This window comes from Streptomyces sp. NPDC006739, assembly GCF_042869815.1.
Lineage (GTDB): Bacteria > Actinomycetota > Actinomycetes > Streptomycetales > Streptomycetaceae > Streptomyces.
Genome location: NZ_JBIAGM010000023.1, coordinates 1 through 25,296 on the forward strand (window position 1 = coordinate 1; position 25,296 = coordinate 25,296).

The 25,296-nt window shown below is 64.8% G+C and carries 23 protein-coding genes and 1 tRNA gene; 18 read left to right on the forward strand and 6 right to left on the reverse strand.

What is annotated here, in order from left to right:
• Positions 1 to 43 precede the first annotated feature (43 nt).
• Complete coding sequence (locus ACFYMM_RS33930) at positions 44 to 1,285, reverse strand: hypothetical protein (protein ID WP_388393808.1); 1,242 nt, start codon at positions 1,283 to 1,285, stop codon at positions 44 to 46.
• A gap of 462 nt (positions 1,286 to 1,747) precedes the next feature.
• Between ACFYMM_RS33930 and ACFYMM_RS33935 the strand changes: the two genes are divergently transcribed.
• Complete coding sequence (locus ACFYMM_RS33935) at positions 1,748 to 3,604, forward strand: DUF262 domain-containing protein (RefSeq protein WP_388393809.1); 1,857 nt, start codon at positions 1,748 to 1,750, stop codon at positions 3,602 to 3,604.
• A 108-nt stretch (positions 3,605 to 3,712) separates the two neighbouring features.
• Here ACFYMM_RS33935 and ACFYMM_RS33940 read toward each other — a convergent pair whose 3' ends face one another.
• The 3 genes from ACFYMM_RS33940 to ACFYMM_RS33950 all read right to left on the reverse strand — a co-directional run bounded on the left by ACFYMM_RS33940 (position 3,713) and on the right by ACFYMM_RS33950 (position 11,543).
• Positions 3,713 to 6,475 (reverse strand): class I SAM-dependent DNA methyltransferase, encoded by a 2,763-nt coding sequence (locus ACFYMM_RS33940; RefSeq protein ID WP_388393812.1) that lies wholly within the window; start codon positions 6,473 to 6,475, stop codon positions 3,713 to 3,715.
• Complete coding sequence (locus tag ACFYMM_RS33945) at positions 6,472 to 9,813, reverse strand: helicase-related protein (protein WP_388393815.1); 3,342 nt, start codon at positions 9,811 to 9,813, stop codon at positions 6,472 to 6,474. Before ACFYMM_RS33945 ends, ACFYMM_RS33940 begins: the two co-directional genes overlap by 4 nt.
• Positions 9,814 to 10,445: 632 nt before the next feature.
• Entirely contained in the window at positions 10,446 to 11,543 is a 1,098-nt protein-coding gene (locus tag ACFYMM_RS33950; protein WP_388394098.1) for a DUF1152 domain-containing protein, read from the reverse strand.
• Between the two features lie 81 nt (positions 11,544 to 11,624).
• Between ACFYMM_RS33950 and ACFYMM_RS33955 the strand changes: the two genes are divergently transcribed.
• From ACFYMM_RS33955 to ACFYMM_RS34025, 15 genes are all read left to right on the forward strand, one after another.
• Complete coding sequence (locus tag ACFYMM_RS33955; protein WP_388393817.1) at positions 11,625 to 12,365, forward strand: GntR family transcriptional regulator; 741 nt, start codon at positions 11,625 to 11,627, stop codon at positions 12,363 to 12,365.
• Positions 12,366 to 12,642: 277 nt separating this feature from the next.
• Positions 12,643 to 13,077, forward strand: coding sequence for an ATP-binding protein (locus ACFYMM_RS33960; RefSeq protein WP_388393820.1), 435 nt, complete (start codon positions 12,643 to 12,645; stop codon positions 13,075 to 13,077).
• A gap of 84 nt (positions 13,078 to 13,161) precedes the next feature.
• Positions 13,162 to 13,890: a GntR family transcriptional regulator gene (locus ACFYMM_RS33965; RefSeq protein ID WP_388393823.1), complete on the forward strand. Its 729-nt coding sequence runs from the start codon at positions 13,162 to 13,164 to the stop codon at positions 13,888 to 13,890.
• A gap of 125 nt (positions 13,891 to 14,015) precedes the next feature.
• Positions 14,016 to 14,366 carry a hypothetical protein gene (locus tag ACFYMM_RS33970; RefSeq protein WP_388393825.1) on the forward strand — a complete coding sequence of 117 codons (351 nt, stop codon included), beginning with the start codon at positions 14,016 to 14,018 and terminating at the stop codon, positions 14,364 to 14,366.
• Positions 14,367 to 14,371: 5 nt separating this feature from the next.
• Positions 14,372 to 15,745 carry an FtsK/SpoIIIE domain-containing protein gene (locus ACFYMM_RS33975; protein ID WP_388393826.1) on the forward strand — a complete coding sequence of 458 codons (1,374 nt, stop codon included), beginning with the start codon at positions 14,372 to 14,374 and terminating at the stop codon, positions 15,743 to 15,745.
• Positions 15,746 to 15,877: 132 nt separating this feature from the next.
• On the forward strand, positions 15,878 to 16,501 hold the full coding sequence (locus ACFYMM_RS33980) for a DUF2637 domain-containing protein (protein ID WP_388393828.1): 624 nt from the start codon (positions 15,878 to 15,880) through the stop codon (positions 16,499 to 16,501).
• Positions 16,502 to 16,519: 18 nt separating this feature from the next.
• Complete coding sequence (locus ACFYMM_RS33985; RefSeq protein WP_388393830.1) at positions 16,520 to 16,711, forward strand: hypothetical protein; 192 nt, start codon at positions 16,520 to 16,522, stop codon at positions 16,709 to 16,711.
• Complete coding sequence (locus ACFYMM_RS33990; RefSeq protein WP_351925844.1) at positions 16,711 to 16,902, forward strand: mobile element transfer protein; 192 nt, start codon at positions 16,711 to 16,713, stop codon at positions 16,900 to 16,902. The genes ACFYMM_RS33985 and ACFYMM_RS33990 overlap by 1 nt, the downstream gene beginning before the upstream one ends.
• 10 nt (positions 16,903 to 16,912) lie before the next feature.
• The gene (locus ACFYMM_RS33995; protein ID WP_388393832.1) at positions 16,913 to 17,107 is read left to right on the forward strand and encodes a hypothetical protein; all 195 of its coding nucleotides are present in this window, start codon (positions 16,913 to 16,915) and stop codon (positions 17,105 to 17,107) included.
• Positions 17,108 to 17,121: 14 nt separating this feature from the next.
• The gene (locus tag ACFYMM_RS34000; RefSeq protein ID WP_388393834.1) at positions 17,122 to 17,364 is read left to right on the forward strand and encodes a SpdD protein; all 243 of its coding nucleotides are present in this window, start codon (positions 17,122 to 17,124) and stop codon (positions 17,362 to 17,364) included.
• A 133-nt stretch (positions 17,365 to 17,497) separates the two neighbouring features.
• The gene (locus ACFYMM_RS34005) at positions 17,498 to 18,820 is read left to right on the forward strand and encodes a replication initiator (RefSeq protein ID WP_388393835.1); all 1,323 of its coding nucleotides are present in this window, start codon (positions 17,498 to 17,500) and stop codon (positions 18,818 to 18,820) included.
• Positions 18,796 to 18,987 carry a helix-turn-helix transcriptional regulator gene (locus ACFYMM_RS34010; protein WP_388393836.1) on the forward strand — a complete coding sequence of 64 codons (192 nt, stop codon included), beginning with the start codon at positions 18,796 to 18,798 and terminating at the stop codon, positions 18,985 to 18,987. Before ACFYMM_RS34005 ends, ACFYMM_RS34010 begins: the two co-directional genes overlap by 25 nt.
• Positions 18,984 to 20,357: a tyrosine-type recombinase/integrase gene (locus tag ACFYMM_RS34015; RefSeq protein WP_388393838.1), complete on the forward strand. Its 1,374-nt coding sequence runs from the start codon at positions 18,984 to 18,986 to the stop codon at positions 20,355 to 20,357. The genes ACFYMM_RS34010 and ACFYMM_RS34015 overlap by 4 nt, the downstream gene beginning before the upstream one ends.
• Positions 20,358 to 20,577: 220 nt before the next feature.
• On the forward strand, positions 20,578 to 21,156 hold the full coding sequence (locus tag ACFYMM_RS34020) for a hypothetical protein (protein WP_388393840.1): 579 nt from the start codon (positions 20,578 to 20,580) through the stop codon (positions 21,154 to 21,156).
• 129 nt (positions 21,157 to 21,285) lie between these two features.
• The gene (locus tag ACFYMM_RS34025) at positions 21,286 to 22,140 is read left to right on the forward strand and encodes a nuclease-related domain-containing protein (protein WP_388393842.1); all 855 of its coding nucleotides are present in this window, start codon (positions 21,286 to 21,288) and stop codon (positions 22,138 to 22,140) included.
• A 47-nt stretch (positions 22,141 to 22,187) separates the two neighbouring features.
• Here ACFYMM_RS34025 and ACFYMM_RS34030 read toward each other — a convergent pair whose 3' ends face one another.
• On the reverse strand, positions 22,188 to 22,937 hold the full coding sequence (locus ACFYMM_RS34030; RefSeq protein ID WP_388393844.1) for a hypothetical protein: 750 nt from the start codon (positions 22,935 to 22,937) through the stop codon (positions 22,188 to 22,190).
• 252 nt (positions 22,938 to 23,189) lie between these two features.
• Positions 23,190 to 23,261, reverse strand: a tRNA-Arg gene (locus tag ACFYMM_RS34035).
• 167 nt (positions 23,262 to 23,428) lie between these two features.
• On the opposite strand from ACFYMM_RS34035, the gene ACFYMM_RS34040 reads away from it, so the two are divergent.
• On the forward strand, positions 23,429 to 24,004 hold the full coding sequence (locus ACFYMM_RS34040) for a response regulator (protein WP_388393847.1): 576 nt from the start codon (positions 23,429 to 23,431) through the stop codon (positions 24,002 to 24,004).
• Between the two features lie 148 nt (positions 24,005 to 24,152).
• Positions 24,153 to 25,133, forward strand: a complete 981-nt coding sequence (gene nrtL, locus ACFYMM_RS34045; RefSeq protein WP_388393850.1) for an ArgS-related anticodon-binding protein NrtL — start codon at positions 24,153 to 24,155, stop codon at positions 25,131 to 25,133.
• Positions 25,134 to 25,296 lie beyond the last annotated feature (163 nt).

A 25,296-nucleotide genomic window follows, 5' to 3' on the forward strand; every position in this document is an offset into this window, starting at 1 on the left:
GGGACTCGACCTCCTGGCCAAGGCCCGCCTCCACCCGATCGAGTCACAAACCGACGAGACCATCGTCCCGACCGAACTCACCGCATAGCCTCAAAGAAGAGATCACCGAGTGGCCGTCGATACACCACTCCCGCGGACGTGACCCGAGGGGGCGGAAGTAACCCCGACTGGGTGCGTCGAAACGTCCGTACAGTTGCTGTAGGGGCCCCGGGTCCAAAGGCACGCCGACCAGTTGGAGGGAGACGTTGCATCGCGCCACTCGACGGGCGTGGCCCGCGGAGATGTTGCCAGACAGGGTGTAGAAACCGCCGTCACAGGCTTCAAAATAGGCGAACTCCTCGCTGTGGTGGGGATCTTCGAGTTCGCTGGTCCGTGCCTTCCAACCCTTCAGGGACTCAACGAACGAACTAGCGCCGGTGCCGTGCCAGTTTCGTCTGTGTTGTTGAATGCTCCATTGGCCCCGGTTGCTGATCCACCCGAGTGCGTTCAGGTCGTCGAGGAGGCGGAGTAGTTCGCGCTGATCCCAAGCAGCAACGGGTATGTCCAAGCACACACCGCTACCTGCCGCTGGTACCCAATCCACGTCAGGCAGTTCGAGGCAGAAGACTGTGGAGCCGAAGCCGCCCGCCCCGTAGAACCATGGCACTTCGTCCCCGTCTGCGTTCAGCAGCCTGTAATGCGATTCCGGGAGGCGCCGAGACTTTCGGGCTTGATCCCGCGGGAACCGCTGGCCCTCGCGATGCTGTGCGCCGAGGTGCACCCGCCCGTGGACGACCAGCTCGTCATGCTTTAGGCGGAGGAGCCGATCAAGCTCGTGCGGATCCTTCAGAGCGGTGAGGACATCAGCCTCGTCGAAGACCAGCACTAGACCGTACTCGCGGTGCCCAACGATCTCACGGATCGCCGCGTCGTTGATGCCCAGCATGGTGAACAGGACACCGACCACGGTGCCGTCGCCGCGCCGCAGCCTGCTTCGGACCGCGTCAACGACGTCAGTGCCAGCCGCGTCGTTCTCCCACTTCACCTCGACGAGATAGCGATGGCTGCGGGAGACGACGGCGAAATCCGTCTGTCGAGGGCCGGCCATCCTGGGATTGTGCTCTGCTTCGAAGTGTGCCTGCCGAAACGCCCGCTCCAGCAGGACTTCCAACTTGTACCCGCGCCGCTGGGCATTCGAGATCGCGCGCAAGGCGTGCAGCTCACGGAGCAGGTCGGAGGCATGCCAGGGCTCGGACATGAAGTTGCCGCTGGCTACGGTAGGGCGCTGGTCCTCATTGAGGTTCATACCGAACCATCCTTCCGCACGCCTACGACATCGCCGTGCCTCCCGGACGGGCACTCTCTCCGGAGGGTCCTTCGAACTCCGGCGGTTGCACAAGTCACAGGCTCATAACCAGTCGACGCCACGCAATCCGCCCACATGTAGTCCACGGCTGACCTGTGTGCTACGGGCGTCGGCAGCTAACTCCTCAGTGAGCCAGATGCATGTACGTACCGGGGAATGCCGGGACTGGTGACGCACGGATGTCAACTGCCATGCCCGCACAGCAGGCAGGACAGCTGCCTGGGGGCCACCAAAATGACCAAGAAGGGAGCTGACGCGCAGAAGCTCAGGCAGTGTGGGAGCTACAAGTCATAGGCCGGTGGGTCGGCGAGGTCAGGAGTCGGGCGGACCTGAACCCTCCACATCCGCTCGGGCCCGACGACCGAGCGCCGACGGGCGCGTTGTGCTGCACAAGGAGGAGATGTGGCGACCGAGACGTTCAGCATCGACAAGCGGCCCTTGCGGGACCTGCTGCGGCAGGTCGAGGCAGGGAAGATCCAGTTGCCTGAGTTCCAGCGTGGCTGGGTCTGGCCCTGGCCCAACATCGCGAGTCTGCTGGCCTCGGTGTCCCTCAACTACCCGATCGGTACGGTAATGCTGCTCGAGGGCGGCGGGGACGTTCGGTTCAAGTACAGGCCGATCGAGGGGGCGGTCCCGGGCGAACAGGTGCAACCGGAGTCGCTGGTCCTCGACGGGCAGCAGCGGCTCACCTCGCTGTTCCAGTCGCTTGCGATGGACAGCCCCGTGGAGACTCAGGACGAGCGCAAGCGCCGGGTGAGCGGCTGGTTTTACGTCGACATGGTCAAAGCACTCGACGAGAACGAGGACCGTGAGGACGCGATCCGTTTCGTCCCACCGTCACGCAAGGTGGTCAACTTCCGAGGTGAGGTTCTGGAGGATTATTCGATACGGGAGTTGGAGTACCAGAACCGCGTCTTCCCGCTGCGATGCCTCTTCGACAATTCCTGGGGCGACGGCTTCGCCCGCCACTGGGGTTTCGCACAGGATGCGATGGAGCTCTGGTACGGCTTCCGGGACGGCTTCATCCGGTCGTTCGACCTCTACCACTTCCCGGTCATCGAACTCGGCAAGGACACCCCACGTCAGGCCGTTTGCCAGGTCTTCGAGAAGGTCAACACAGGCGGAGTCACGCTCACCGTCTTCGAGTTGCTGACGGCGACGTACGCTGCCGACGAGTTCGACCTGCGGCGTCACTGGCATGAGTGCCGTTCCGCCTGGGAGGCGCCCGAGTACGCCATCCTGCGGGACGTCTCCAACACCGACTTCCTCCAGGCGGTCACCCTCCTCGCCACCGCCGAGCGGCGGCGTCGAGAGGAAGAGGCCGGTACGGAAGAGGAGCGCCTGCCGCGTATCGGCTGCAAGCGCAAAGACATGCTCGCGCTGAGCCTGGAGGACTACCGGCGATACGCGCCTGACATCGTCGCCGGCTTCAAGGTCGCCGCCAAGTTCCTGCGCCAGCAGTTCGTCTTCGACACGCGCTTCCTCCCATACGGCACGCAACTCATCCCGCTGGCCGCGATCTTCGCCCTCGCCGGCAAGGACGCGGAGACCGCGGGTGCGCAGGAGAAGCTGGCACGCTGGTACTGGTGCGGAGTGTTCGGGGAGCTGTACGGCGGCACGACCGAGACCCGGTTCAACCTCGACCTCCCCGACGTCGTCGACTGGATCCACGGGGCGACGCACGAACCTCGTACGGTCACACAGGCACAGTTCGCGGCGAACCGTCTCCTGACCCTGCGGACCCGCCAGAGCGCCGCGTACAAGGGCATCTACGCGCTCCTGCTCAAGGCGGGCGCCGCGGACTGGCGGACGGGGGAGAAGGCGGAGGTCAGCGTCTACTTCGACGAGGCGATGGACATCCATCACATCTTCCCGCAGGTCTGGTGCCAGAAGAACGGCTACGAGCGCTCCGTCTACAACTCCATTGTCAACAAGACGCCGTTGACAGCACGCACCAACCGGATCATCGGCGGCCACGCACCCTCCGAGTACCTGCAGCGGCTCGCCAAGGCGGCGGAGACGAGCCCGGAGGGCGTCGAGCAGCGCATCAGGACGCACCTCGCGGACCCCGAGCTGATGCGGGCCGACGACTTCGACGCCTTCTTCGAGGGACGGCGGAAGGTGCTTCAGGAACACATCGCCGCGGCGATGGGCAAGCCGGTGGTGGACGACCACCTCCCGGGTCAGCGCCCGGAGGCGGCGGTCCAGGCGGCGGAGAACGCGCTGGAAGCCGGCGTCTCGGTTCCTGTGGAGCCGTGACACCCTGGTCCGAGTTCGCCTCGCACTGCGGCCGATTCGCCCCTCGGTGGATGGAAACGAACCTTCCTCCTCAATCGGAACCCGCGACAGGGCTCGATGGAGCAACCGCTACTTACGCGCCCTAGGCTTCTTGATGGTTTGGTAATTCAGCAAGTCTGCCGTCATTTCTTGATAGCGCTGAAATAGAACCGTTTGCCTTTCCTGTTCACTACGGCAGCGGTCGGCGGAACCGAATGCCTCATCCACCAAAGCATCTAGGGCGTCGTGCGCCGCGAGGAGCGCGGCGTCCATCGAGTTTGCCTTGTAGTGATCGGCTAGTGATTTGTCTGGTGCGAGGTCGCGTGCCGCCAAGATCGACTTACCAGCCAAGGCGATCTGATTTCGAAGGTCTTGCGAGACAGGCGGCAGGGGCAGGGTGTTCCACACGATTGTGTTGGTGAAGCTCGGATCAGATTTCATGCGAGCACCCACGGTCCGCTGCCATGTGAGAAACATAGAGGAAGAGATCACGCCAAACAGGTACCCGTCTGAGTCTTGTGCGGTAAAAAGCTTGATTGAGGCAATAACTGTCTCAGGGAGTCTTGCGACGGTTGCATACCGTCGCGAATCAGAAAACGTTTGGGGGATCCCCAGGTAAGCTCCCAGCGGTTGGCGTCGCTGCTCGAAGAGGTGCGGTGTCGCAGCCGCTTTTCGGGTGGCTTCCTTGGGGCTCTCAAGCCTTAGCTTGCGCACGGTGGCCAGCCGTTCAGCGACATTCGGGTTTTCTTGGATGGCTTGAAGGTCGGCATCGACCAACCACAGGCACCACCGACGCTCGTTGTTGATCAGCTCCTCGCCGCCGAGGTAAGGGCGAATATACGGTCGAACAGCTGGATCTTCAGAAAGCTTCAGGCATTCGGATTCATCGAGAGTAAGATATCCCCAATCCACAGCCTTCGATCCTGCTGTGACCTCTGGAAGTCCATGGCCCAGCGGTTTCATGCGCTTTCGAACGAGTACATTGGGGCCGTCAACCAAGTATGCATTTACGCCATGGGAAACGGGGATCTGATGATGTGTGCGCCCCTCAGAGTACCCAAAGAGCCTCTGCTTGAACGTTGACTCTTTTGAAAAACCAACAATAACGCAGTGAACGGCTGCCTTCCCTGACGCCTCCGACGTCCAAGGGAAAGTGCGATAGGCGAATTTTATCTTCCAGCCTTCATCATGCAAGGTGCCGAATACTGACGGAACCGCTTGCCCCATTGTCACTGAGTTCGTGCAAACGAAGGCCCATCTAGCCTTCTTGTCTCCAAGGTGATTCGCCGCCTTAGCGAACCAGCCAGTGACATAGTCCATGTATCCGTCGTAACGCTTTCCCCACGCGATTTGTAGATCGCTAGTCTGACTGGGGGATCGCTCCTTCGTTCCCACGAACGGAGGGTTGCCGGCGATGATGGAGGTGTCGCTTGCCGGAAACACTTCCTCCCAATCGAGGCGCAGAGCGTTGCCGACAACGATAGTGGCTTGACGTTTGATTGGCAGCCGATCAGGGGCCCAGCCGAGTCGTTCGATAAGTTTGAGGTCTGCCTGGCGATCCATCAGGAACATGGCTGTCTCGGCGATTTTGGCCGGCCATTCGTCGATCTCGATGCCATAGAAGTTATCTAGGTTCACCTTGAGGCCGACATTGGCTAGGAGCATCTGGTCTTCGCCAGTGATCTCCTGTAGCCGCTCCATGATTCGCAGCTCGATTTCCCGCAATTCCCGGTAGGCGATGATAATGAAGTTTCCGCACCCGCAAGCTGGATCCAGAAACTTAATCTCTCCAAGCCTGTTGCGGAGCCGGGTCAAGGCCAATTTTTCGTTGGCCTTTGTCTTGGCGACCTCGAAGTCGGTACGCAACTCGTCAAGGAAAAGTGGGTTCAGCGTCTTGAGGATGTTCTCTTCGGATGTGTAGTGCTCGCCAAGAGTGCGGCGAGTGTTCGCATCCCGTACCGACTGGAACATCGATCCGAAGATTGCGGGGCTGACTGCGGCCCAGTCTCGCTGACATGCCTCGAGTACCGTATCTCTAAAATCGGGGTTCAGCGTCGGTAGGCTGATTCTCTCGCCGAAAATTCCGCCGTTGACATACTTAAACCCGCGAAGGTGCTCAGGTGTAGGGCCTCGATCATTGTCGGCTGTGTCGAGCCAGTCGAACAATTCACGTAGCCGATTGGCCAAGTCGGAGGCGTCCGGTCGAGTGTTGCCCGCGATGAAGTACTGGAAGAGACCTTCTTCCCACATATCGGTGTCATCGCCGAACATGAGGAACAGTATCCGAGCTAGAGTGACAGAAATATCGTGCTCAGGAGTTCCGCATGCCTCGAGCGAAGTGTACATGCGTGCCATCAATTTGGACGCTTGCCGAGTCTCATTCTGCGCTTCGACATCGAATGCTTCACGGACTCGCGCGATCAGCCCTGTTGCGTCTAGCGGCTGATTCCAGTCGATTCTGATTGAGTCGAGTCGGTGCGCAAAATTTGGGTTCGACTGCCCTGTAATGTGTTTGTGCGACGACAGACGAGTGGTCGTGTTACCGCCGGCCGTACGACGAACGGGCCAGCGCCAAACCTGTTCATTCGTGTCGTAGAAGATCGTGAGTCGGTCGACAGATTGCTTGGCGATGAGTTGGTCAAGCTGTGCTTCTATTGCGGACCCCGGCCGTTGATCGCATACCCAAACAGAGACGCCCTTATAGCTGGATACGTTTACAGCGGCTACTGTTTGGCCATCGTCAGTGGACAAGCTGACAGGCGCTCGATGCGTCGGCGCAGACCAGTGCAAGTCCTGCAGAAACAACTTGCGGTAGTCGTGCGCCTCGACGCGCTCGATCAGGTGGTCACTCATACGGGGCGTACTCCGATCGAGCAAACAATCTTAATGGGATCGGTCTCGCTGGTCCTGATAACCAGCCTGTCGTCTTGGTGTAGCTGATTCAAGACCTCGATTAGGTCGTCATAGCTATACCGGTTGCGGAGCGCTATGCGTAGTCGTGCATTGGCATGCTCCGTAAGAGGGCGCTCATGCAGGGCGTTGAGCGCCTCGCGTGCCTGATCTGTGAATAGGGTGCCAGTACTGCCGTGCAGCCTTTCCCACACCCGCTTTCGCGTTCCCGTGAGGTTTCCTTCAGCGACAGCCTCATTTGTCAGCGGGCCGTGTACGAGACTTTCAACGCGCTCGAAATGGTCCTGAAGTGGTACCTGGGTCGCAGTATCAGGTTCGGCCTCAAATACCTTGAGCGCCTCAAGCGGTGTCACAAGCCGCTCCGTCACAACTCCATCATTTCCTGGTGAAGAGATGGCGAACGCCTCAACGCCAGACTGAGTATTGATGAAGCAGGCAACTTGATTACCTGTTTCGGCTATGCGCGGCGACCGAGTGCTACCGATGTTGTCCTGTGACGACAGGACGCGCTTGACGACGCTAGGATAGCGCTCCTCGGCATTGGACCAAACCAGGAATGCTTCGCTGACAGCGTCGGCTTCGCCTTCGTCCTCATCGCTGTCAGTAAGCTTGCCGTGGTACAGGTCTTCAAGAATTTCGACTTCCCGCTCCGATCCGAAAAACTGTTCGTCGGAGCCGAAAGCTTCCGCACTATCGGCAAGGCGCTGCTTGATGCGCCGGCGTAGGTTGATCTGCTGTTCGACCTTGTCGTGAGTGATTATGTAGACGTAGACCTTGTCGGAGGTTTGTCCAATGCGATCGACGCGACCAGCGCGTTGAATTATGCGGATAATAGCCCAGGGTAGATCGTAGTTAACCACGATGTGCGCGTCCTGCAGGTTCTGCCCCTCAGACAGTACGTCAGTGGCTACCAGCACATCCAGTTCCTCATCGGCAGCCACTCTTGTAAGTGGGTCGATTTCGTCGGTCGGCAAGGCGTTTGAGCGTGGAGAGAAGCGCCTGGCGACTTCAGCCGGGTCTTCCGTGTCCCCGCTAACGAGACCAACTCTGCCGATGCCGGCGTCTGTGAGTGCTTGCGCTACGTAGGCCGCTGTGTCGACATACTCACTGAAGATCAACACTTTTTCACCCGGGTGGTCGTTACGCAGCAAATCTACGAGACGATTGACTTTGGAGTCGCGCGTGACGTCCCAGGTTCCGAACTCGGACAACAGTCGACTGATGGTGGCGTTGTCTCTTTTAAGATCCGCCAGAAGTGCCGGAGTGAACACGGTGGAGTTGATCCACTTTGTGCTTTTAGGAAGCGACTGAGTCAACCGGTTGTAGCGTCCACCCATATCGCCATGTCGCAACGCGCCGTCAGAGCGCGTTTCGGCGTCGGGGTCTAGGTCGGTGAATTGCAGTTGAGCGTCAGTGAACGATCCTATTGGCAGAGGTAGATTGTTTTCGATCGCGTAGATGAACAGCTCATTGCGTGTCCGCTGGCGGGTGAGTGACACAATGAAGGAATGACCGGACGAGGACAGCCGTTTGAAGAGACCAGTGCGAACGAACCCGACGACGTTACCTCGACCAGATCGAATATCCTCCAGGATTGCCAGGTCTTGCTCCGTATGACTTGCTTTAACGTTGTCATAGGATGCCAACCGATAGCGGGGCAGCAAGAGCGAAGCTACAGCGTCGAGTGTGGTGTCACTTTCCATTTCCCGAGCCGCATCATCGGCAGCAAAGTGATGAACCAGTGGGACTGGAACCCTAGTGGGAAAATGAAAGCGTTGGCCATTCGCAAACTGTAGATATTCTCTTTCGGTTTGTGTCCCGTCTGCCGCCGTTACTAGTTCTTTTTTTGCGGTCCGCTTAACAAATGACCGTGTTCTCCGAACGAGATGGTCACTCATAAGCCGCTTCCAGTCCTCGGCCTCCGTCGACCTGCGGAAGGCCGTCAGCGTGTTGGTCTTGCCATCGACCTTGAACCGTAGGCTTGGATCCTTGCTCAGGGCGACAGTCGGCTCGATGCCGAGGTCGTCATCGTCATCCAAGTACAAGCCTATTTGATTGGCGACGTCCTCGAAGGCGAGATTGAAGGGCGTTGCGGTGAGCAGTAGAACCTTGGCGCTGTTGTCGCGAATGTATTGATGGATCGCTTCGTAGTCGATACGAGTGTTGTTCCGTAGATTGTGGGACTCATCGCAAATTACGAGGTTGAAGCGCTTCAGTTCAGGAAGCCGCTTGGCTGCCATTGAGTACGGTACAACACGAGCATTTACGTCGTACTTTTCGATGTGCTTCAGCCACATCGGTTCAAGGTTTTTCGGGCAAAGAATCAAGGTGGAGTAGTCTTCTGCTCCTTGCAGCATTAGAGCGGTTGCAACGGCAGTAAGAGTCTTACCTAGGCCCACGACATCACCGAGCATTGTGCCGCCCCGGCGTACGATTCGTCGCGCAAGTGTGCGAACAGCCGTCTCCTGGTAGTCCAGCAAAAGATCTTTCATCGAAGGCGGTAGGACATATCCCATACCGGCGCGGGCGTCTTGGGATAGCTCATGGCAAACCTTCAGATACACCTCAAAGGGTGTGGGCTGTTCGCCGGCCCAGGAGGCAGAGATCAGGTCGATAATCTCCGCAGTTATCGGTAGTGAAAATGGATCGTCCCATCGATCGCTAAACCAGTCGGCTAGTTTCTGGGTAGCGTCTTTGTCGGCAACTTCGATGTTGAGTTCCAAGTTGCTGTATAGGCCGGCGCCGGTGAAATTCGAAGAGCCGACATATGCAAACCGAGGGGTGTGGTGATCGCCAGGCTTGTGGAAAATGTAAGTCTTGCCGTGTAGTGGTTTTTCGGTGAATACTTTCACCTGTACCAATCCGTGGGCAAGTTGACTTCGTAGTGCCTGCAGAGTGGCACGGCCTCGGTTGGTTGCTAGACCTCGCATGAGTTGATTCCGCAAGTGCTTAACTAGTTGCGCTTTGCGTGAATGGGCCGTTTCCATATCGTGAAACTGCTCAGCGTCGGCGTCCGCAGCCTGTATCTCACGCTGCAGTGAATCGAGCATCGTCTGGGAGTCGCTCGGAGCGACCATGCCCACGAGGAGCCGCACCGTCGGGCTGGGTGCTGCGTCGTCGACGCTGTAGTCTCGCCTGGCCTCTACTAGCTCCTGGAACGCCTCCCACCCCCGCATGTCGAAGTACCCGGTTGCGACATCGACAGTGGTGAAGGCGGTCAGTGACTGCTTGAGCGCTGGTCCCAACTGCTGATCGTTGAGGTTGTCAAAGATCTCAGGCACAGAGTTGCTCCTGCGGGACGTCGGAGGGCAGTGCACGTGCGGTGCGGGGTCAGATATTACGGGCGATCGTGGGGCTTACATACGTCAACAGGCAGATTGATGGTGTGGACATGAGTCTGTGAGTGCCCACGTCAAACTGGATGCGGTGGCGGCGCGTGCATGGAGGGAGTCGCTACTGGGCGCGCGGGCGCGACGGCCTCTCACCCAACAGCCTCCCCCGGTCCCATCCCGTACGCCGTCGACCCACACACCGTGGAGCGGGCGTGGTTCATGGCGTCCAGGTGGAGCGCGCCACTGTACGAACGACCTGGACGCCATGAGCCGCGTCTGCTCGGCTTTGCCTGGGTCGACGGCGTACGGGATGGGAGCACTCCGCGCACGCCACAACGGACCCGCAGTCGGGAACGGCGCCCCCTTCATCCCGGTGCCGGCCGATCCCCCGCCGGAGGCACTGTCTTGACCGCAGGCCGCTCTATGCGGTGATCGACTTCTGGCTTTTGGCTCGTTGATATACGCGCGGCGCGGACGTCGGCCGGGCTGGAGCGGGACGAAGGCAGGAGCGCAGGCCCGGCCGGGGGCCGGGCCGCGCGCGGTGAGCGGAGCGAGCCGCCTTGAACCTGTGAAGAAAGTTGTTACTCAGGCTTAGTCGTGATGCGCCACAGGGGCTCGTCGTACTGCTCCGGGCGGCTGTTGATGAGCAGTCGGCGCAGGGCGCTGCGCTGGGAGCCGTTGAGGTTCAGGGCCTCTGTGATGTGGCGGAACGTCGTGTGGGTGACTCCGCGGTTGTGGGCCTCCGTCTCGAACTGGTCGAGCCGGGACAGCACGGCCTCGGTGTCGAGCTGCATGGGCGGTTGGTCCTTCAACCACGCAGCCTTGTTGCGTTCGTAGTCGATCTCGGAGAAGCCGCAGATTTCGCGGCTATAAGCCTCGACCTCATCCAGGGTGGCGGTCGTCATGATGGCGCGGGCCAGGGCGTTGCGGCTCAGTGCTTCGTCCAGTTCGACCTCGTGCACCCTCGGGCCCTCGTCGGTGAGCGGCACGGGAAGGCCGGCGTGTCGGACTTCGCAGGTACCCCGCACCCCCCGGGCTGTGGCGGCGAGCATCGCCGTCGCCTCGGAGGGGTGCCACTCCAGGACCGCGCTGACCGGCTCTACGTCCTTCGCCGCGAGGGTGTACACGACGGCACCGAGCACGGGGCGAAGGTCATCTGCGGAGAGCTCGCCGTCCAGGCCAGGCCCGGCAACCAACAGGCGGGTGGACGCGTTGACCTGAGAGGCGGCAGCGAGGGTGATGGCATCGCCGAGCGGACTCTTCAGCGTCGGCTCGTCGCCCCGCGCAAGAATGTCGCCGCCGACGTCCAAGAGGTCAATCGTCTCCGGTTTCAGATGGTCGACCAACTCTTCCAGCTGGCGCGTGACGCCCTCGGCCCCCTGGTGGGGGTCGAGCAGCGCGAAGGTGTGCGGGAGCTCTGCTGCGAGTCGCGGGACGGTGGACCCCGCCGGAGCGACCGGGCGGGCTTCGGCCGGCACTGCCGAGACAGTCGGGGTGATCTGGCTGAGGCCGGTGAAATCGTGGGCTCCTCGCGGGCCCGGTACGGGGTCGATGAGCAAGCGATCCCACGCGTACGTGAGGACCACGGCCTGGTCCTCGTCGCCGTACAAGGCGGCGTCAAGCATTGCGGCGGCGACAGCGTCGCCCCCTCCTCCTGCTGCGACGATCAACCGCGTCATGCCACCCAGCGTACGGGTTTCAATGTTGGCCACTCACCCTATAGTGGCTAGAGGCCATAGCCACTTGGACAGGGAGGGACCATGCCTCAGATCGAGGAGGCTCAGCCGAAGTATCTCCAGATCGCTCACTTCATCCGGGATCAGATCCTCCGAGGCGACCTGCGGGCAGGGGACGAAGTCCCCTCGGAACGGCAGCTCGCGGCGGACTGGAAGGTGTCCAGGCCCACTGCGGCTCGATCGCTGGAGGCCTTGAGCCATCAGGGCCTGGTCGAGAAGCGGCAGGGATCCGGGACGTTCGTCCGAAGTCTCGAAGTGAACCGACGAGCACGCGAGTTGTACGGCCGCGCGCGTCAGACCGGGAAGATCTACACCCCCGGTGAGTACGCGGTCATCACGTCTGCCGGCTGGTCGGCCGCACCGGACCACGTCGCCGAGGCGTTGGGGTTGACCAAGGATCTCAGGGCCGTGCATCGGCGTCGCGTGACCAACAACCAGGACGGGCCCATCACGCTGTCCACCTCGTGGTTCGGTCCGGACGTCGGCCAAAGGGCCCCGAAGCTCCTGGATCCGGAGCGGATCCAAGAGGGAACCCTGATGTACGTCGAGAATATGACGGGGCGCCAGGGCAGCTATGCCGAGGACCGTATGTGTGCGCGATCTGCGACGGACGAAGAAGCGGCTGACCTTCGACTGGAGCCAGGCTCGGCTGTCCTGATCGTCCATCACGTGGTCTTTGACCTCCAGGATCGACCTCTGGAGTTCGCCGAAGCCACCTACCCGCCGCATCGCTGGGCGTTCGAGCAGGGCTACCCGCTCACCTGATCTGCCTCCAGTTGCGTCGAAGTGCTTGCAGAGCGTGAGTGGCTAATGCCACTATCCAGTAAGTGGCTAAGGCCACTTCACTGGAAGGGGGCACGGCGTGACGAGTCGGCGGCCGGAACAGGACGCGCCCTTAGCTTGCCGGGGTTGCCGGGGGCGCGGTTGGAAGCGCGTCAGCACGCGTACCACGCTGGCGCATTCCACCGTCAATGACCGTGCCCGCGCCACATCGAAGCGACGGTGCCTCGACTGTGACGGCACCGGCAAGGAGTGAGCACGGATGGCCTACATGCTCGACCGTGACCCATGCCCCGAGTCACCTCGGCTCGGAGCGATGACCTTGCATCCGACCGCCGAGTCGGTGCCTCGCGCACGGCGGTGGTTCCAGAAATTCATCGCCCCGTACTGCCCTACCTGCTCGATCGAGGACTGTGTCCTGTTGATCTCGGAGTTAGTGACCAATGCAATCCTCTACGGCCGGTCGGATGAGCCCTGGGTCGTCCGGGTGGAGTGGTACCGCGAGGGAAGCTCGCTTCGGATCGAGGTGCACAATCCGGGTTTCCCCGCGAACGTGCGGATGCGCCGGCCGGGGCAGGACGACGCGCACGGTCGGGGCCTGCTCCTGGTCGACTCCATCGCCGACTCGTGGCACTCGGGCCCCAGCCGCTTCGGCGGCACCGTCGTGTCCTTCGCAATGGCTGATGCCTGGCAATGAGGGCACCCGCCTCTGGCGGCGCGTTGCCAGGCACCGCTAGTCTGGTTGACCAGTTGACTTGGCCAATCTCGATAGGCGGCGTTCATGGCGTATGAGGTGGAGGCACCAAAGTACGTACGCCTCGCGCAGACCATCCAGCGTCGTATCGAGGACGGCACCTACCCGCCCGGCACGCGGGTACCCAGCGAGAATCAGCTGGTGCAGGCGTTCGGGATGTCCCGGCCGACGGTCGTGCGGGCTCTGGAGCTGCTGAAGCGTGACGGCTGGCTCGAATCGCGTCAGGGCTACGGCACGATCGTCCGCGGGCGCCCGGCCGGCGTGGAACAGAAGGACCGTCGAGGCCGTGAGGCACTGGAGCGCGACGAGTCGCAGACACCGGGGCGCCTCGTTGAGGTCGGCGAAGTCCCTGTACCTGCGCGTGTCGCCTCCGCGCTCGGTCTGCCCAAGCGGGCCAAGGTGCTCGTGCGGCGATTCCTCGTCGAAGAGGACGCCGAAATCGTCGAGCTGGTCTCCACCTACTTCCCCGTCGGCCTGGTCGACGGTACCGATCTGGCAAGCGAAGAGGTGCTGGTCGGCGGTGTCCGTGAGCACCTGGAGACCCGGAAGAAGATCCGCTTCGACCATGTGACCGAGCGGGTCTCGGCTCGGCTGCCCGAAGCGAACGAAGCTGCTCTCCTCGGCCTACCCGAAGGGGTGCCGGTTCTCAGTGTCCTGGTCATCGCCTGCGACGCCGCCGGCCAAGCCTTGCAGGTCTCCGACGTGCTACTGCCTGCCGACCGGCAGGAACTCGAAGACACCTACCGCTTGAACTGAGCCCGGCACGGGGCCACCTTCCCCACCGTTTCCACTTGACAAGTCAACCTAGCATCTCTACCTTCGAACTTGCTAAGTCAACTTGTCAGGCGACAGGTTGGACGAACTCGAAGGAGACACTTTCTGTGCGTGTGATCCGTGTTGACGCCTCCTCCGCCACGATCCTGCTGACCGAAGCGCCGGCGCCGAAGGTGCGCGACCGGCAGACCGGTGAGATCGCCAAGGACGCCGTGTCCGGTGAGGCGCTGATGACCGTCGGCGTCGTCTACATCGATGAGGGCGAGTCGTCTCTGTTCCAGGTCACCGTTCCGGAGAGCGGTGTCACGGACGGCCTGACCGTCGGTGCTCCCGTCTCGCTGCCGGGACTCGTGGCCCGACCGTGGGAAAGCGTGTTCAACGGTCAGCAGCGTCACGGCATCGCCTACCGGGCCACTGCCGTTACGCCGGGCGCCTTCCCGATGGCTCAGGCGGGCTGATCGACGTGACCGACCTGATGACGGTGGCCGAGCTGGGAGGGCCGCTCGCTGCAATAGGCGGCGCGGCCTACGCCCGCCACGCTCGCCCGGCGTTGTACTGGTCCACGGTTGGGCTGCCGGTCTCGGTGGCCCGGTTCGTGGCCTCGTACTCGTCCACCATGGACGCGTGCGGCCTGACCGTCGAACCGTCCCGGTGGCGAGCGCTGGCCGTCAAGGCGACCAGCCGTCGTGAGGTCCGGCCCGTCCCGCCCCGCCGCGGCCTGATCCGACCCACCTCGACCGGTCTTCGGATCCGGCTGAGGCTGGCTCCGGGACAGGAACCGGCGGACGTGGCGGCCTCGGCGGAACGGCTCCGCCACGCCTGGGGCGTCCATGCTGTGTACGTGCGGGACATCAAGCCTGGCGTGGTCGAACTCCGGCTCGTCGGCTTCGATGTCCTGCGGAAGGTGCGGATGCCCCGCCGGAGCGAAGCCGGCCTTCTCCAGGTGCCGGTGGCCCTGCGGGAGGACGCGACCGCCTTCGTCCGCGATTACCGCACCGTGCCGCATGAACTCGTCCTCGGCGCCACGCTGTCCGGCAAGTCCATGTTCCTGCGGAACCTGCTCACCGGGCTGGCAGCTCAGCCGGTGGTCCTGGTCGGCATCGACTGCAAGCGCGGAGTCGAGCTGGCGCCGTTCGCCGCCCGGCTCTCCGCGCTGGCGACCGATCCGGATCAGGCAGCCGAGCTGCTGCCCGTGCTCGTGAAGGAGATGGAGGACCGATACGACCTGATCAAGGCCCGACAGGGCATCGCGCCCGGTACCCCGGATGAGCTGATCACCTCGGACATCTGGGGTCTGCCGGAAGGTGAACGCCCGGCTCCCATCGTGCTGTTCATCGATGAGGTGGCCGAACTCTTCCTCGTCGCCACGCGGAAGGAAGAAGAGCGGCGGGACGAGATGGTCACCCAGCTCATCCGCCTCGCCCAGCTCGGCCGCGCGGCCGGCATCTATCTGGAGGTGTGCGGGCAGCGATTCGGTGCCGAGCTGGGCAAGGGCGCGACCATGCTCCGCGCCCAGCTCACCGGACGTGTCTGCCACCGCGTCAACGACGAAGCCTCCGCCAAGATGGCGCTCGGCGACATCGCCCCCGATGCGGCCTCCGCCGCCTGCGCCATCGCCGCCGAGAAGCCAGGCCTGGCCGTCGCTGGGGACACCTCCGGCGGCTGGTCCCGGATCCGCACGCCCTACCTGTCCCTCGCCGATGCTGCGGCCATGTGCCGACAGTCCGCGCACCTCGCCCCGGACGTACCGGCGCTCACGCCCTTCCGGCCGTACGTGCCGCCCGCGCCCATAGAGACCTCCGGGCCGGTCACCGCCTCTCGTCCGGTCACCGAGTAGCCCACCGCACCCAACGGCCGGCGTGGCCGTCCCGCGCCAAGTCCCTACCCCCGCCATGCCTGGAGAAGGGAGATCACTCGCCATGCGCCCCCGCTGCGAGGACGGTTTCGACTACCCCGGTGAGTCGTCCTGATGGCCCGGCCCGCCCCGCGTGTGGACGCGGTCCTGGTGCAGGCCGTAATCGCCGGCGCCCTGTCCTTCGCTCACCTCCATGACCTCGCTGCCGCCGCCGGACAGGCCGGTTGGAAGGCATGGGCCTACCCGATCAGCGTTGACCTGCTGCTGGTCGCTGCCTGGCGGCGGCTCCGCTCCGGCGGGTCGAAAGCGGCGGCCTGGTGCTGGTTCCTCGTCGCGCTGGTCGCGTCGCTCGGTGCCAACGTCGCCACTGCCGGACTCCTCGACCTGGGTGCCGTACCGGCCTGGCTGCGCATCCTCGTCGCCGGATGGCCTGCCGTCGCCTTCCTCGGCGGAACCCTGCTCGTCCACGGCGCCCCGAAGCCAGAAGGCACACCGGTCCACGGACAGGAAGAGAACCCGGCCCCGGCTGTTCCCTCGGCCCCTGAACTGCCCGCTGCCGAACCCGAACCGGCTCCGTCCTCGACAGCCCCCGTCCCGCCCGCGCTCGTCGCCCTGGGCCGCAAGGTCGCCGACGAACACCGCGCTCGGACCGGATCCGCCATCGACACCTCGACCCTTCGCGCCCGGCTCGGTGTCCCACTGCCGCTCGCCGAAGCCGTCGCAGCCCAGCTCACCTGACCCGGAGGAACTTTCCCCTTGCGTCCGTCCACGCTCCGTGCGCTGAAGCGCGCCGCCGAGCTGACCCGACAGAACCGCCTCACCGAAGCCGTGCTGATCGCCGAACCGGTGATCCTCGCCGCCGACAGCTACGAGGGCGACGAGATCTTGCGCTGGCTCGCCGAGCACGTCACCGACTTCACCGGAGAAGCCGACAAGGAGATCCGCTGATGCCCGCCAACCGCCGCTTCCGCAACGTCGTCCGCATCGGTCCCGTCCAGGTCGGCACCTATTACGACGGCCGGGGCCGTGAGAAGCACACCGCTGCCTGCACGGCCCCGCGCTGCGGCTTCTCCACGGACTACGACAGCCGCGCCGCCGCCGAACTGGCCGCCCGCACCCACCGCTGCGCCGTCCGCTGAGGGAGCTGTCGTGACCGTCTCACTGCCGCTCGTCTTCGTCCTGGGCGTCATCGCCTGGGCCGCGATCAAGTTCCTCGGCATCCGCCTCTGGGTCGCCGTCGTGATCGCCCTGTTCGGCTTCTACCTCTCCCACACCTTCCTCGCTCCCGCCATCGACACCGGCACCCGATCCGGGGTCGGCGTCGTCAACGGCACCCGCAAGTGACAAGGAGGACCGCCATGCTCCGCCCCAAGCTGCCCGACATCCCCACACTGCCGACGACCCTCACCACCCAACAGAGCCAGGCCCCGGTGCCCTACGCCGGCCGTCCCCTGACCCCGTATGTGAGCGCGGTCGCCGCGGTGGTCGCCGTCGGCATCGTCCTGACCGCGCTCCTGGCGGCCGTCGCCATCTCGGCCGTGGCCGTGGCCATCGCCGCCGTGGTCCTGCGCTCCCTCCTCAGCAACGCGTACAAGCGCTGACCGGCCTCCGGGGCGACAACAACACCGCCAAGCATCCCGTCGCCCCGGAGTCGTCCCTTCCCGACCGCCGAAACAGCCGAAAGGAACCCCCATCATTACGCGCCAAGCTCCGCCCCCGCTGGCGGAACTCAGCATGTTGGCCAGCCTCGGCACCATGCCCGCGCTCGCACGACAGCTCTCGGGCCTGGGCGGCTGCACCAACCCCGTGCGCCTCGACGGCCACCGCACCGAATACGAGGTCAACGCCACGACCGGCGAGATCGGCCGAGTCCTGCACCACCTCGACTCCGGCTCGCTCCCTGCTGGTCAGCTCCTGGTCCGCTGCAACAACCGCCGCGCCACGCGCTGTGCGGCCTGCGCCGAGACCTACCGCCGCGACACCTTCCACCTGATCACCGCCGGACTCCGGGGCGGCAAGGGCACCCCGGAACAGGTCGGCGCCCACCCGCGCGTCTTCGCCACCTTCACCGCCCCCGGCTTCGGCCCGGTCCACAACCGCCCCACCAGCGGGAGGGACTGCCGGTGCGGCATCCGGCACGACGAAACAGACCCTGCCCTCGGCTCGCCCCTCGACCCGGACAGCTACGACTACGAAGCGGCCGTGCTCTGGAACGCGCACGCCGGAGCCTTGTGGCGGCGCTTCTCGATCTACCTCCGCCGAGAGGTCGCCAAGCGCGCCGGACTCACCCAACGCGATTTCCGCGATCACGCGCGGATCTCGTTCGCCAAGGTCGCCGAGTACCAGAAGCGCGGTGCCGTCCACTTCCACGCGGTCATCCGGCTCGACGGCCCCGACGGCGGCGACACGGCTCCGCCGGCCTGGGCCACGACCGAGCTGCTGACCGACGCCATCCGCGCGGCTGCCACTGCGGCACGCATCGACGGACCGGAGATCGACGGCCAGGCGCACTCGTTCGTCTTGGGCCGACAGCTCGACGTCCGCCCGATCCGCTCCACCGACTTCGACGGCGGCCAGGAGCTGACCGAGCGGGCCGTGGCGGCGTACATCGCCAAGTACGCCACCAAGGGCGCCGAGACCGCGACCGGCACCCTGGACCGGCCGATCAGGTTCCTCGCCGAGCTGGCCCAAGCCCGGATCACCGAGCACGCCCGGCGCCTGATCCGTACTGCCTGGGCCCTGGGCGCGCGCCCCGAGCTGGCAGACCTCCGCCTGCGCGCCTGGGCCCACATGCTCGGCTTCCGCGGCCACTTCTCCACCAAGTCCCGCCGCTACTCCACCACCCTCGGCGCCCTCCGCGACGCCCGCGCTGAATGGCGCCGCGCACAAGCCACCCCGGCCGCCACGCAGCGAGACGGCGAAACCACGCTCGTCCTTGCCCACTGGGTTTTCGCCGGCACCGGCCTCAGCACCGCCGAAGCCTGGCTCACCGCCTCACTCGAACCCGCCCCCGGAACGAAAGGAGAACCGACATGGACGTCCGCCGCGACGAACTGATGACTGTTCGCCAAGTCCTGGCCGAGCTGGGGGGCGTTTCTCGCCGGACGTTCTACCGCTGGCGCGAGCTGGGACAGGGGCCGGCCGCGTTCAAGCTCCCCAATGGCGAGCTTCGGGTCTGGCGTAGTGACTTCGCTTCGTGGCTCCGGCAGGAGGAGGCCGCGTGAAGTCTCTCGACGCCAAGGTCTGGGGCGTACGTAAGCGGGACACCAAGACGCCCTCGTACGGGGTGCGCTGGTCTGTCGCGGGCAACGTCTTCTCGGACTCGTTCCGCACCAAGGCGCTCGCTGACCACTACCGAGCGAAGCTCATGAGTGCCATGCGGGGCGGCGAAGAATTCGACACGGAGACTGGTCTTCCAGCCTCGATGGAACAGAAGAAGTCGCCGCTGTCCTGGTACGACTTCGCCCTCAGGTACCTCGCGATGAAATGGCCCCATGCTGCGCCCAATACGCGCGACGGCATCAACGAATCTCTAACCAGCGTGACCATGGAACTGCTCGTGGAGCGCGCAGGACGGCCGTCCGATGAGGAGATCCGCAAGGCCTTACGCAACTGGGCCTTCGTGATGCCGGGGCCCAACGACCGGGAGGTTCCGGATCACGTTCGAAACGTTCTGCACTGGGTGGCCAAGGCATCCCGGCCGCTTGCGGATCTCGCTGAGCCGGCAACGGCCCGTGCGGTGCTCGACGGGCTGAAGCTGAAGCTCGACGGCACCGCGGCAGCTGCCGAGACCGTGCGGCGGAAGCGGCGGACCCTCGTCAACGCTGCGAACTACGCGGTCGACCTGGGGGAGCTGCGAGAGAATCCGATCACGGCGGTTCGCTGGCAGAAGCCCAAGGTCTCGAACCAGGTCGATCCGCGCGTTGTCGCCAATCCGGAGCAGGCACGCAACCTCCTGGCGGCGGTGTCCTACGTGGGCGGCTACCGGCGTGCTCGCGGCCGGCGCCTCGTCGGACTCTTCGCGGCGATGTACTTCGGCGGCCTCCGGCCCGCTGAGGCGGTCGGCCTGGTCGAGACTGACCTTGTCCTCCCGGAGCAGGGCTGGGGCTCGGCGCTGCTCCACCGGACTCGTCCTTCGGTCGGCAAGCAGTGGACGGACTCGGGGGAGACCCACGACGACCGCGGACTCAAGAATCGGCCGACTGAGGACGTTCGGCGCGTGCCCATTCCGCCCCAGCTCGTCGCAGTCCTGCGCGAGCACCTTGCCACGTTCGGCACGGCGGAAGACGGGCGGCTCTTTTTCAGTGAGAAGGGTTCGGTCGTCCCGTCCTCGACCTACTACCGCGTGTGGCAGGAGGCTCGGCTTCTGGCGCTTCCGCCGGCCGTCGCGGCCTCGCCGCTCGCGAGTAGGCCGTACGATCTTCGGCACTCGGCGCTGTCGACGTGGCTCAATGCGGGAGTGGATCCCACCGAGGTCGCCGAGCGCGCCGGCAACAGCGTTGAGGTGCTGCTGACGCGCTACGCGAAGTGCCTCGACGGTCGGCAGGACGTCGCCAACCGGCGCATCGAGGACCTGCTGCGCGAGTACGAGTGAGACAACCTGCACCTACCCCGAGGCCCTAGGCATGTTGCCTGGGGCCTCCCTCGTTTCGCGCCTAACTGCGGCGACTCTTCAAACGGAAGGACGCGAGCTGGATAGCGCCGCTCGCTCTCCGGACTCACGGCTGTCCACTGTCACGTCATGTGGTTCGCTCCGGTCGGTTCAGCTGATAAGAGCTAGCTCGCGCCCCGTCCCGTGCCTCAAAATTCTGGGCGTGACAGACACGGGACCCACCGAAGAAGAGCCGCCGGACGGGTTGCTGGGCTGGTGCCTGGTGGCCAACGTGGCGCGAGAAACCGCACACGGCGAGAGCGGCCTTGACATCCAGCACGGCACGAAGCACTTCCGCGCAGGAGCCCTGCTGTGGCTCCCGCCCGTCCGCTGGGACCCCGGCCACTGTCGCTGGCCTGTGGTGGGCCGGCACCGGGGCAACGGCCGCCGGTACGTCAACATGGTCGTACGCGCTGAGGACCTGGAGAACTTCCGGGTCAAGGGTGTCTACAGCGAAGCTCTGGTGCGTGCCCTCAACGGGTACGAGCACGACCCGGCCGCCCCGCGGACCCTGCAGAACCCCTGGAGCCGCGAGCTGGCCCAGAAAAGGGCGGACGCCTGGAACCAACCCCGGGAGCCCGTCCGCATCGACGGCCACTCCCACCCGTGGATCTCCGTTCCTAACCCTCCGCCGGCAGAGCTCCAAGTCGACGGTGAGACCCTGCACCTCGCCCACTACGGCACCAGGGGAACCCACTACAGCCGCACACCCCCTCCCGTGGAATGGACCCCCGAGCCCTGAGAGGGCCCTTTGAAGGTGGGAGCGGGGAAGCGACGCCGCTGGTGGGGATCAAGTGACGCACCACGGTGGCCGCGTCTCGCTTCCTGTTGACATGTCGGCAACGCCAACGCGAGAGCACAGGGGGGCCTTGTGGAGCTGAACGTCACGCGCTGGAAGCGGTACGGGCATGATCGGCTGTATGCCAACCTGCCTGATGGCACCGCGGTCGGTTGGGCGGACGTCATGACGGGGGACATCACGATCTTGCGAGCCGAGTGCCGCGACGACGTGATCGCAGTGCTCACGAAGCACTTACAGAACCTCACCGGGCCCCTCTCGCCAGACAGGGCGCCGGAGACTCAGGCGCGCCCGATGCTGCCGCCTCTGACGTCGGCCGACGACTTGGCCGTCAACCCTCCCGGGCAGTCCCTGCGTGATCTGCTCGCCGAATCCGGCCCTGGGCTGATGGAGCGGGTCGTCTCACGGCTTCTGCGGCGCCCCACTGAGTGGGACTCCTGGCGAAAGGGATTGGCGGGGGAGCGGCGAGTGGGAGCCGAGCTGAACCGCTTACGGCCCCACGGCTGGCACGTCCTGCACTCCGTTCCCTTGGCCAACAAAGTGGATATCGATCACTTACTGATCGGGCCTGGTGGAGTGTTCAGCATCAATACGAAGCACCACCACAAGCGGGCCGTATGGGTCGGCGACGATTCCGTGAAAGTCGATCACGGCAAACCGGCGCCCTACGCACGCAAGAGCCGGGCGGAGGCCAAGCGAGTCGTCCGAGTGCTTCAGCGCTATTGCGACTTCCCGGTACCGGTGGAGCCGGTGCTCGTCTTCGTCGGTGTCACCGAGCTGAAGGTGGTCGCTACGCAGCTCGATGTCCGGGTGTACCAGGAGCGCCAGCTATCGGCACTCGCTCCGCTCTCAGGCGTGCTCACGGCCGACCAGGTGGAGCAGGTCTACAGCGTGGCTCGCCATCGGCAAGCTTGGAGCAAGGCCTGATTCGGTGTGCCTCCGTGAGAGGCTTCAGTTTGCCTCAGTCGCGTGTTTCACGCGTCCCAGCGAGTGGTGATGGCTTCCGCGACGCTGAAGACCTCATCGCACTCGGCGCACTGTGCTTTGCCGAACACGTAAGTCAACTTCTGCGCGACATCGGTCTGACCGTCTCCGAGTGCGCGACTGTGGAGTCTTTGGGCCAGCCCCTTCAGGGCTGAGGCGTCCGCAGGCTGCAGCGGCGTCTTCTTTGCCGCGGTCTCGTTCATGTACATGCTGTCCGTGGTCGAGAAGAAGCCGTACTCGCCGAAGGCTATGAAGTTCTCTGTACTGCACGCTGGACAGGACACTTCGTATTCATCGTCGTTCAGTCCGTCGAGCTGTTCGCCCCAGACGTCAACCCCCTCGAAGCTGAGGAGTGCGGCAAGCAAGTAGACGTAAGTGCCGGGGTCGTCGCCGAGGGCCGGATCGCGAAGAGCCTCCTCGGTCAGTTGCGTCAGGTCGGACATCTCCGAGGCGTAGGCCACGTGGGGATCTTGCTCGCCGTAGGGCTGATCAGTGCTGGCCGCGATGGCCCCGGCTAGCACGAGTGGCATCTGTCTGTCCGCGGGCGACCACTGGCGTGCCATGTCTCGCAGAGCCGGCAAGGCTGCGTAGCTTGCTGAGTAGACGGTGCCCTGATGGCACAGCCGGGACCAAAGCGCGGTCCAGCCTGAATCCTTCGGGGCCGGGCTCACTGCGCCGAGCAGGCTCGGAATGTCTTCTGCCGTGCCGTAGGCGTGGTGGAGCTGGGACCAGTCCGTCATGCCAGCGATCTAAGCAGTCGGGTGCCGCGGACTCCACGGCTGGAGCCGCGCCGGTTGCCCTGTCATCGAGGCGAGCAAAGCCGAGCGCCGGAAGGGGGCAGCGACCTGCGGCGATGCTCCAAGATCCCGTCCACGCCTCGTCCACAGACCCCGACATACGGCCACTCCGGGCGGCACACGCCTGCACATACGCGAAGACCCCGGCCTCAGCGTTTCCGCTGGTGACGGGGTCTTTGGGCACCTTATGACGGGTGCCCCCGGCAGGATTCGAACCTGCGCACACGGCTCCGGAGGCCGTTGCTCTATCCCCTGAGCTACGGGGGCGTGTCCGCTGCTGAGCTGCTCGCTCGCGGCGACGGGTAGAACACTACCAGCTTGCTCGGGGTGTTCATGAACGGGTTTACGGAGGTGGGGGAGGACGGGGCTCGCTCGGAGGGGTGGAAGTGGGGAAAAGCCGGACGCGGTGGCCGGTCCCGACCTACTCTCGAGTTGTGCCAGGCGCGTCGGGCCGGGTGCTTGTTGTGGACGACAACAAGGTCATCCGGCAGCTGATCAGGGTCAACCTTGAGCTGGAGGGGCTCGAGGTCGTGACCGCGGCCGATGGTGCCGAGTGTCTGGATGTCGTCCATCAGGTGCGGCCCGATGTCGTGACCCTGGATGTGGTCATGCCCCGTCTCGACGGGCTCCGTACCGCCGCTCAGCTCAAGGCCGATCCGCGCACCCATGATCTGCCGCTGGCCATCGTCAGTGCCTGCACGCAGTACGAGGTCGAGGCCGGCCTCGGAGTCGGCGTCGACGCCTTCCTCGCCAAGCCCTTCGAGCCGACCGAACTCGTTCGACTCGTGAAGGAGTTGATCGGTCAGGCGAAGGGGAGAGCGGAAAGCAGGGCAGAGGGCAAGATGGCGGGCAAGGCAGAGGGCAGGACGGAGAGCAGAGGAGAGGGCAGGACGGAGAGCAGGGGAGAGGGTGGTCTGGTAGTCGGTGGTGGTGTCAGTGGGCACGCCGGCCGAGACGTCGACGTGGCGACCGAGCATGCCGGCCACAGCGGCAGCGGCGGCGGCAACTGATCAGGACCGGCCCAGTCGGACCCGCCCCGAGGATCATCCACTCGCCTCAGGTCGTCCACCCTGCCCCGAGCGTCCCATACCGTCCACATGCCGGACCCTCCCCAAACCTGCTCGCATACCCACCCCCCTCCTCCCCTACGCTTGTCCCGTGACTCCCGTCGAGCTCTCCCGCACCGTGCTGCACGCGGTGCGTTGTGCCGTGGACGCGGGGGAGCTGAGTGTCGCCGTGCCGGAGCGGGTCGTGGTCACGCCGCCCGGGCCGGGTGGGTGCGGGGACTACGCCACCAACATCGCCCTGCAGCTCGCCAGGCCGGCCGGGCAGCCGCCCCGGCGCGTCGCGGAGATCCTGCTTCCCCGGCTCGTCGGCCTCGACGGCATCGGGGACGTCGTCGTCACCGGGCCCGGGTTCCTCAACATCAGCCTCAGCCGGGAAGCGGACACCACCGCCTCGCTCGTGCGGGAGATCCGCCGGCAGGGCGCGGAGTACGGGCACAGTGACGCGCTCGCCGGTCAGGTCGTCGTGCTGCGCGTGCCGTACGAGGCGCGTGCCGAGGCCGTCGCCGACGCGGTCGTACGGATCGTCGCGACCCAGGGCGGCCGGGGTGAGGTCGAGCACGGGGAGCCCGTCAGCCTGCGGCCCGTCCCGGCGCCGGAGGACCCCGCGCCGCTCGGGCCCGACGCAGCCCAGTGGGCCCTGCTCCACCCGGCCCCGCACGACCGGCCCCGCATCACCGCCGATCTGCTCGTGCAGCGCGAGGCCAATCCGCTCTTCCGGGTCCGTTACGCCCACGCCCGCTGCCGGGCCCTCAGCCGTAACGCCGCCCGTCTCGGGTTCGGCGCGGAACCCGGTGACGTCGGCGGTGCCGATGCCCGCGCCCTCGTCGCCACCCTCGCCGATCACCCCCGTATCCTCACCGCGGCCGCCACCCGTCGCGCCCCGGACCGGCTCGCCCGGCATCTCGTCACCGTCGCCGATGCCGCCCTGCCGTACCTGCCCACCGTGCTTCCGCGCGGCGAGGAGAAACCCTCGGCCGCCCACCGTGCCCGGCTCGCCCTCGCCGAAGCCACCGGGACGGTGCTGGCCGGCGGCCTGTCCCTGCTCGGCATCGACGCACCCGACCACCTCTGACGACAGCACCACCGCCCTCCCGAGAAGGCGTCAGCGAGATGGCGTCAACGAGAAGGCGTCAGCGAGAAGGCGTCACGAAAAGACGTCAGCGAAACGCGTCAGCAAAGGACGTCAGCGAAAGCACGTCAGCGTCGACAGAGATTCGACAGAGATCCGACGAAGA